The organism is Pseudomonas sp. B8(2017) (assembly GCF_002113575.1).
Classification (GTDB): Bacteria; Pseudomonadota; Gammaproteobacteria; order Pseudomonadales; family Pseudomonadaceae; genus Aquipseudomonas; species Aquipseudomonas putida_Z.
Window position 1 is genome coordinate 18,777 of record NZ_NEIO01000033.1, and the last position, 8,762, is coordinate 27,538.

At 63.0% G+C, this 8,762-nt stretch carries 7 protein-coding genes; 4 read left to right on the forward strand and 3 right to left on the reverse strand.

Going from position 1 to position 8,762, the window contains the following annotated elements:
* Positions 1-129: 129 nt before the first annotated feature.
* A complete protein-coding gene (locus tag CAG22_RS26120; RefSeq protein ID WP_085706468.1) occupies positions 130-1,554 on the forward strand; it encodes a GGDEF domain-containing protein in 1,425 nt (474 codons plus the stop codon).
* Position 1,555: 1 nt separating this feature from the next.
* On the opposite strand, the gene CAG22_RS26125 is transcribed toward CAG22_RS26120, so the two are convergent.
* Positions 1,556-2,317 carry a TSUP family transporter gene (locus tag CAG22_RS26125; protein ID WP_015270913.1) on the reverse strand — a complete coding sequence of 254 codons (762 nt, stop codon included), beginning with the start codon at positions 2,315-2,317 and terminating at the stop codon, positions 1,556-1,558.
* Positions 2,318-2,414: 97 nt separating this feature from the next.
* Here CAG22_RS26125 and CAG22_RS26130 point away from each other — a divergent pair, with 97 nt between their 5' ends.
* Complete coding sequence (locus tag CAG22_RS26130) at positions 2,415-3,320, forward strand: LysR family transcriptional regulator (protein WP_085590798.1); 906 nt, start codon at positions 2,415-2,417, stop codon at positions 3,318-3,320.
* 573 nt (positions 3,321-3,893) lie between these two features.
* On the opposite strand, the gene CAG22_RS26135 is transcribed toward CAG22_RS26130, so the two are convergent.
* On the reverse strand, positions 3,894-4,247 hold the full coding sequence (locus CAG22_RS26135; protein WP_085590796.1) for an SH3 domain-containing protein: 354 nt from the start codon (positions 4,245-4,247) through the stop codon (positions 3,894-3,896).
* 207 nt (positions 4,248-4,454) lie between these two features.
* Here CAG22_RS26135 and CAG22_RS26140 point away from each other — a divergent pair, with 207 nt between their 5' ends.
* Positions 4,455-5,498 (forward strand): alpha/beta fold hydrolase, encoded by a 1,044-nt coding sequence (locus tag CAG22_RS26140; RefSeq protein WP_085706469.1) that lies wholly within the window; start codon positions 4,455-4,457, stop codon positions 5,496-5,498.
* Between the two features lie 294 nt (positions 5,499-5,792).
* A complete protein-coding gene (locus CAG22_RS26145; protein ID WP_025339711.1) occupies positions 5,793-5,978 on the forward strand; it encodes a hypothetical protein in 186 nt (61 codons plus the stop codon).
* A 332-nt stretch (positions 5,979-6,310) separates the two neighbouring features.
* Here the strand turns inward: CAG22_RS26145 and CAG22_RS26150 are convergent.
* Positions 6,311-8,762: immunoglobulin-like domain-containing protein (locus CAG22_RS26150; RefSeq protein ID WP_139833533.1), on the reverse strand; the 2,452-nt coding region annotated here is incomplete at its 5' end.

The following is an 8,762-nucleotide window of genomic DNA, read 5'->3' on the forward strand; positions in this document are numbered from 1 at the left end:
CTTGAATGAAGGCAATTTGGCATTATCTCGACCGATCGCGGCAGATTGACATCAAGTCCTCTGACGAAACACACTTATGCGCAATTGCCCCAGGTGCTTCAAGCCGTTGTCCTGGATTTCGTTTCCGCTTTGCCGGTCGAGCCCATGGTTTTTCCAGCCCAATCGCGCTTGTTGCACTACGTCGTTCTACTCGGCCTGACCTTCGCCCTGACGCTGGGCGGCATCCTCGCCCGCCCGATCGAATCCCTGTCGCTGTTCTGGCCGGTCAACGCGGTATTGGCCGGCGTGCTGCTGCGCTACCCCCGCCAGGCCACGCTGACGGGCTTTGCCCTGGTCTGGCTGGCCATGGTCGGCGCCGACCTGCTGTGTGGCAGCGCCTGGGTACCGGCCCTGTGGTTCAACCTGTGCAACCTGGGCGTGGTGGTCACCCTCTGGCTGCTGCTCTCGCGCTTGCCGCGCCTGCACCGGCGCATGCGTACCCCCCACGGCGTGCTCAGCGTGTTCGGCGCCTGTGCCGCCGGGGCGATAGTGGCGGCCAGCATGGCGGCGGCAATGGCCGCGCCGTGGTTCGAACAGTCCTTGCGCGCCACTTGGCTGGCCTGGTTCAGTGAACAGTTCTCGACCAGCGTGCTGGTGCTGCCAGTGCTGCTGACGGCGCCCTCGGCGCGAGCCCTGGTGCGCGGTGGCGCCCAGGCCATCCGCCTGGCGCCGTTGTTGATGCTGCTGGCCTCGCTGGCGTCCAGCATTGCCTTCGGCGGCCCCGGGGCCATTGCCTTCCCGATTGCCGCGCTGCTGTGGTGCGCCTGGACTTATTCACCGTTCCTGGTCTCACTGCTGACACTCACCGCCGGCAGTACGCTGATCGTGGCGGTGGCGCAAAACCTCATGCATTTCAGCGTGCCGCAAAGCGAGCCCGGGGTAACCACGCTGATGTCGGCGCGCCTGGGCATCGCCATGCTGGTGCTCGGGCCGCTGGTGGTGGCCTGCGTCAGCCAGGCCAACCGCAGCCTGATGGCCCGCCTGGCGCATCAGGCCACCATCGACCACCTCACCGGCGTGCTCACCCGCAGCGCCTTCACCCGCCGCGCCAACGCGCTGCTGGAAAGCCGCCAGCAACACGCCCAGGCGCTGCCGCTGACCCTGATGATGCTGGATATCGACCACTTCAAGTCGATCAATGATGCCCACGGCCATGCGGTCGGTGACCAGGTGCTGCGCCAGTTCGCCGGCACCCTGCAGGACCAGTTGCACGATGGTGAACTGTTCGCTCGCCTGGGCGGCGAGGAATTTGTCGTGGTCCTACCGGGCCTCGCGCCAGATCGGGCCAAGTTCACTGCCGAGCGCCTGCGCCGCGCGGTGCAGGACCTGCATGTGATGCAGGCCGGCCAGTCCCTGCAGATTACCGTCAGTATCGGCCTGGCCGGTTGTGCCGCCGACATGCCGGCCCCCACCCTCGATGAACTGCTGGCACGCGCCGACCAGGCGCTGTACCGCGCCAAGGCCCATGGCCGCAATCGCGTCGAACAGGCCGAGCCACAACGCCAGGCGATGTGAACTAGCCACCCAGCAGGTCCCACGTCAACTTGGCGATCAGCACGCACAAGAGCACCAGGAACAACCCACGCACAAAGCCCGCGCCCTTGCGCACCGCCAGCCAGGTACCGGTCAGCGCGCCGAGGATGTTGCAAGCCGCCATGGGCAAGGCGATGGCGTACAGCACATTGCCTGATGGCACGAAGAACACCAGCGCCGCCAGGTTGGTGGCGATGTTCACCACCTTGGCCGACGCCGAGGCGTGCAGGAAGTCCAAAGCGAAGAAGCGGATGAACAGGAAGATCAGGAAGCTGCCGGTGCCCGGCCCGAACAGGCCATCGTAAAAGCCGATCGCACCACCGATCAGCACCGCCAGGCACTGCTCCTTGCGGCCGATCCTTGTGGGTTTGTGCAGCGTGCCGAAGTCCTTCTTGCAGAAGGTGTAGATGGCCATCAGCACGATCAGCACCAGTACCGCCGGGCGCATCACGCTGGGCGGCACCAGCGACACCGTGGCGGCACCGGCGAACGACATGACGAAGGCACTGAGCGCGGCCGGCACGATCAACCCCCAGTCCAGCGTCACCCTGCGGATGAACGAACGCGCAGCGAAGGCCGTGCCACACACCGACGCCAGCTTGTTGCTACCGAGCAATGCCGCCGGTTGCGCGGTGGGCAGCACGTTGAACAAGGCCGGGATCTGGATCAGCCCACCGCCACCTACGGCGGCGTCGATCAGCCCAGCGGCGAAGGCGAACACGGAAAGCACAGCGATATCCATCATGACGCGGTTCCAGGCAGTGAAGACGCTGCAAGGCTAATCAAAGTGCCGCGCTTGTGTTGAAATGCCATATTGCGAAAACTGCAACGAGGAGCAGGCAATGGCATTGGACATGCTGCGGGAAATCCAGGCGTTCGTCAGCGTGGCGCACAAGCGCAGCTTCGTCGCCGCCGCACGCGCCCTGGGGCGCTCACCCAGCGCGGTCACCCGCGCGGTACAAACCCTGGAAGACAACGCCGGGAGCAAACTGCTCAACCGCAACGCCAATGCCGTGACCCTGACCGAAGCCGGCGAGCGCCTGCTGCCACACGCCGAACGCTTGCTGGATGTGCAACGTGATGCCGCCGACGAACTGGCCGCGCTCAGCGGCAGTGCACAAGGCTGGATCCGCTTCGCCGTGCCGCAGGTACTGGGTGAACATGTACTGCCCCAGGTGCTGGCCGAGTTTTCCCGCTGCCACCCCCAGGTAACCCTGGACGTGCAGTACAGCGACGGGGCTCTGGACCCGCTGCAAGGCAAGTTCGACTTCGTGGTGCGCGGTGCCTTTCCGCAGTCGAGCGAGCTGATCGGCTACCCGCTGTGGGATTACCAGCGCCACCTGTATGCAAGCCCTGAATACCTGGCCCTGGCCGGCACGCCACAACAACCCGAGGACCTCGAAGGCCACGCGCTGATCCTGCACACTGCCCCGCGCATCCTCAAGGCCTGGCACTTCTGCCGCGACGGCCAGATCACCAGCCTGCGCCCCAGGCCCAGGCTGCGCCTGGACTCAGGTGACGCGGTGTACCACAGCACCCTGGCCGGCGCCGGTATCGCCCGCCTGGCCGCCTGGGTCGGCGAAGCGCAGGTCAAGGCCGGGCGGCTGGTGCGGGTATGCCCGCAGTACCGCCTGACTTCCAGCAACGGCCAGGACCCGCAGATGCATGCCGTGTACCCCGCCGGCGAACTGCCGGCGCGGGTACGCGACCTGCTGGCTGCCCTGCGCCGCGCAGGCCTGGCCTACTGAAACAACGCCCTGAAACGGCTGTTCAAATTCTGCTCAATTTAACAGAGCCCGCCACAGGCCTGGCTTGCAGCACTTTATCCACAGACCTACCCACGTTTTTTGTGGACAGTTTTCCCAGTGCAAAGAACGACTTATCGTACAAATCGGTAGGGTGAATCGGCCAACAATGAAGAGGAATGGGCCCGCCCGAAGGACAAGCAGGCCGCGAGGGATATAGGTGGTTAACGTCAGCTTGGCGGAATGGTGCCAAGAATACCGATCAGAATGGTCAGCAGCAGAAAACCACCCAGGAATAGCGCGAGCTTGCCCATTGGAACCTCTACAAGTGTGATGCGGGAATGGGCATATTGTCGGGCTTGGGCTGATACCGTTACAGATTCAGGTTTATGGAAAAAAAGCGGATCAGATGTGAGGCACCGGTTCTTTTGTGGGAGCGGCCTTGCGTCGCGAAAGGGCCGCGCAGCGGGCCCAGGGTTTCGATGCATCCCGCAAAATTGCCGGGGCCGCTTTGCGGCCCTTTCGCGACGCAAGGCCGCTCCCACAAGAGCTGCGTACTTGGAGCGAACGCGTATATCAAGTCAGTTGCTGAAGCTTCTGCGCAGGCAACCAGCCGTACTCGTCGTTGCCATGGCGCCTGCACCAGACCCAGCCATTGAGCGGGCGCACCATCTGCACCAACTGCCCTGGGTCGGCATCCAGTTCATGCGCCGAGTAGTGGTCCAGCGCCCTGCCCTGGCACACGCTGAGCCGCTCGATCAGTTGGGCCGGCACCCAGCCGGGCTCCTGGCCGGTGCAGGTGCACAGGTACCAGTCCTGCCAACCTGGCTCGCCCTCGTAGCGTGGGCCAATGTTCAGCAAGGTGCCCTTGGCGAAGCGGATGGGCCGCGGGTACTCACTGCGGTGAGGTTCAATCACAACGTAATGCATAGGCCTCTCCTTGGCCGGAAAACTTATCGATCGTAGCAGAAGCGGCAAAACCCGCTGCCAGCCGGTGTTTGTATCTTCATGTGTACAAATTGAGACCTGATACACAAGAACGTTTCCTACGGGCAGCGCGGACACATCCGCGATACAGCCGTCATCTTTACTGGCACCCATCAACCCGCACCGATGGCTTCGCCAAGGAGATGCCCAATGTCTGCCCGCCACTCGACCACCGCCCTGCCACGCCGCTTCAGCCGTACGCTGCTCGCCTGTGCCCTGCTGCCACTTGGCCTGCTGGCGGCGAACATGGCCACGGCTGCACCACAGCAGCCCCAGCCAGCCGCCGCAGCGGCGGATGACTTCGGCCCGCTGAAACACGTCAACGCTGGCGTGCTCGATGTGGCTTACGTAGAGCAAGGCCCGGCCGATGGCCCGGTGGTGATCCTGCTGCATGGCTGGCCGTATGACATTCACAGCTTCGAGCAAGTTGCACCCGCCCTGGCGGCAAAAGGCTACCGGGTGTTGGTGCCCTACGTACGTGGTTACGGGCAGACCCGCTTCCTGTCTGCGGCAACCCCACGCAATGCCCAGCCCTCGGCACTGGCCAGCGACGTGATCGCCTTCATGGATGCGCTGCATATCCAGCGTGCCGTGCTCGCCGGCTTCGACTGGGGCGCACGCACCGCCGACATTGTCTCGGCGCTGTGGCCAGAGCGGGTTAAGGCACTGGTATCGGTCAGCGGCTACCTGATCAGCAGCCAGGAAGCCGCCAAGGCCCCCCTGCCCCCCAGTGCCGAGTTGCAGTGGTGGTACCAGTACTACTTCGCCACCGCGCGCGGCCAGGCCGGCTATGAAAAGAACCGCCATGCCTTCGCCAAGCTGATCTGGCAAACCGCCTCGCCCAAGTGGGCCTTCGACGACGCCACCTTCGAGCGCAGCGCCAAGGCCCTGGACAACCCCGACCAGGTGGCGATCACCGTGCACAACTACCGCTGGCGGCTGGGGCTGGCCCAGGGCGAAACACGCTACGACCCGCTCGAGGCCAAACTGGCCAGCTTCCCCAGCATCGGCGTACCGACCATCACCCTGGAAGGCGACGCCAACGGCGCCCCGCACCCGCCAGCCGAAGCCTATGCGCAGCGCTTTACCGGCAAGTACGAGTACCGACTGATCAGCGGCGGCATCGGCCACAACCTGCCGCAGGAAGCGCCGCAGGCGTTCACCCAGGCGGTGGTGGATGCGGACCACCTGTAGCTTGCGGGGCGGCAATTGCTACATAAGGTTTCGAAAGGAGCGGCAGGCCCTGGTTTGAGCCGCGTCGAGGGCCTGCATTGTCGAAAACCGGTTGTGCCCAGCTACCGCGCGGTGTTTAGGCGAATTTGAAAGACACGATTTGAAATGCGGCTTGTAGGATCTTTTACCTCGCAATGTAGGAAGAATCGAAGCAGTGAGATTTGCCTGTATGAAACATCAGTTTCTCCAGCAAATTCGAGCTGCTACGGTCCAGTTTTCCTACAACGGCACGGATGCCTACAGCGTGAGAAAAGCATGGATCCGTTCAATACCTCGGCCCTGAAGCTGCAGAAGAATTTGCTTAACCTGCGCCTTGAGCGTGATCGCCTGAGAAGGGAGGGCAAGGACAAGGAAGCGGACGAACTCGCGGCACCGATCGCGCGGATGGAGGCAGCTATTCAAAAGCTGCCGGATGGCATGAAGCCGGTGACCCTGCAGTAAAACCTGTGGGAGATGTCTAGCGAGACCCGGACTTTGCGCCAAGCCATGAGAGGTGTGTTGCCTGTGCTGGCCCTTTCGCGGGCACGCCCGCTCCCACAGGATCTTCACAGTACTCAAGACTTGCAAAGGATCTGTAGGAGCGGGCGTGCCCGCGAAAGGGCCAGCACAGGCAGTCGAGAAACTTGAGAGGATTCAACAATAACCACAGAAGACACCTGACTCACCATCGGCAAGCCCACTCTGACGGCCTACAGCCTGAGCGTCACGCCCTTCATCGAAACAGGCCGCCGGGGGAACCCCGCAGCGGCCTGGCGGCCGCCGCGGGGCGTGGCTCATTGCCCGGAGTGGTCGATCTTGATGGTTGGATCGCCACCACTGACCAGCGAACTGACCGTGGTGTTCGACCAGTTCACACCTTCAAGCTTGATCGACACGTCAGCGCTGCTGGTGTCACCGCCGGGTGTGAACTTGCCCTGGGTGCTGACCTGCAAGGTCGACTCGCCATCGACCGTGGTGATCTTCAGGTAGCTGTCGATGGCCGACAGCGATTCGCCCTGCAGCAGGGCACTCAGGTCCAGGCGGTCGCCTTCTTCAGCATTGAAGTTCCTGACCACGTCATGGCCGGTATCACCTGCCGTCCACACGAAGGACTCGGCGATGCCGCTGCTGCCGGTGACGGTGCTGTCCCCTGCCCCCACGAACACGATGTGGTCCTCGCTGCCAAGCAGGGACGTGGAGGCGCTGTCCGATGTGTCGCTCGCCATCAGCGACATCGTGCTCATCGACGCCGACGAGGCTGCATCACCATGGGATGTCACCACGAACGAGCTGCTTGCCGAATCACCATCGTGGTCGGTGCCGATGACATGGACCGTGAAGTTCAGGTCGCTGGCAGGTTTCTCCTCTACATAGGTCAGTTTGGTGAAGGTGGTGTCAAGCGTACTCTTGCTCGGTGCAGCCAGGGTAATCGTGTCGAAGGCGTGCCCGGCAAGGCCCGCGAAATCACTGGCCAGAATCTTTATGGACTCGGAGCCAGAGGTGATGGTGTAAGTCTTCGTTGCTTCATGCACAACACCATTGGCGTCCTTGTAGGAGGCAATGATATCGACGTCACCGCTGACCTGAAGCCGCGCAATGCCTAGCGTGACCTCTTTCATCGAGACGGCGTGCTGCAGGGCATCGGTGAACGCCACGGAGAACTTTTCGTTGGCAGAGAAGTGGTTGTTACCCACCCCCAGCCCATTGCCGACGTTGATCGTCGGCTTCCCTGTAGCACTGGCCAAGGCTTCGAAGGTGGCCGTTATGCCACTGTTGAAAGTGACGGGCAGGGTTGAGGTATTCCCGGATTTCAAACTTTCCAGGTTGAACGTATCTCGGCTACCTTCGCGCACGGCGTTCTGGGTGACGGTGTAGTGCCCATCCGCTCCCAAGGCAAGCGTGAACACCTTCGTGGTACCGTCGAAGACTTCCACCGTGATGCCGCTTGCATCCGTTGCCTTACTGCTCCAGCCCGAAGGCAGGCCAACGATGGTGCCGAACTTCAGCGTGCCCACGCCATCGCCGCCCGCCAGGAAGTGCGTGTCGCCAACCGCCGTGTAACCGACAGTGTTCCACATGCCGGCATTGTCACTGGTGGCGAAGGTCGGGCTGTCGTCTTCGACGCTGATCGTCAGCGTGCCGGTCGATGAGGTGCTGCCGTCGGAAACGCTGACACCAACGTTGAGGGACAGTACATCCTCGGCCGCCTGGTTCGGATGGTCGAGCGGCCCCTTCAGCTCCACGGTGTAGTTGCCAGCGTTGTCGATCCTGATTTCGATCACGTCCTTGCCACCGGCCGTGCCGGTCAGGGTCTTGCCGCCATTGGACAACGCCCATTGCACACTCTGGCCAGAGGACGTCAGCGCTGTCGATGGTGCTGCCAGGCTGACCGAGAGGTTGGTCGAGGGCGTATCGATATCGCTGACCGTCAGCTTGCCAGCGTACAACTTGCTGTCGCTTTGGTCGGCTAGTGAACCGACGGTATCTTTGTTCCCGCCGATCAGCCCCTCCTCGGACACCAGCGCGCCCCCCGAAGTGATGGTTGGCGTGGCATTGGTCATGCCCACCGCAACGCTGGCGCCCGGGACCAGGTTCTCGAACACCTTGCTACCCGTGCCATTCTGCGTGATCTGGTCGATGCCCACGGACACGCTGCCACCACCCACGAAGACACCGTCGGGAATGGCACCTTTCACCGTGCCGGTGGTGCTGCCCGCCGCCACCATGATGGTCAGGCCATTGTCCAGCTTGATGGTCAGGCCGCCATGGTTGCTTGCGCTCATGCCAGCCGGCGCTTCCAGATTGACCGTGTAGGTCACCTCCTGGCCCTTGGCTGCCGGGTTGGGCGAAGCGCTCAGCACGACCGTCACGGTGTTGATGGTGTCGGTGACCGTGAGGGTCGTGGTGGCACTGGTGTTCAGGTTTTCGAAGTTGTGGTTGCCTGCATTTGTCACGCTGATGGTCTGGGTTTCGCCGTCACGGAATACGTCATCGCTCTGGGCCACAAACGGTGCGGTGGTCGCGGTGGTGGCGTCCTTGGCGAAGGTCAGGGTCTGGCCGTTGCTCAGGGTGACGGTGAAGGCCTGGCCTGCCGGGTGGCTCAGGGTGCCGGTGATGGTTGTGGTGTGGCCTTCCTGCACGGCATTGCCGGTGAGGGTCAGCGTCACTTCATCGCCGCCATTCGGCGTGCCTGGGGTGCCAGGGTTGCCTGGAGTACCCGGTTCGTCGGTGATCTGCAGAGTGACC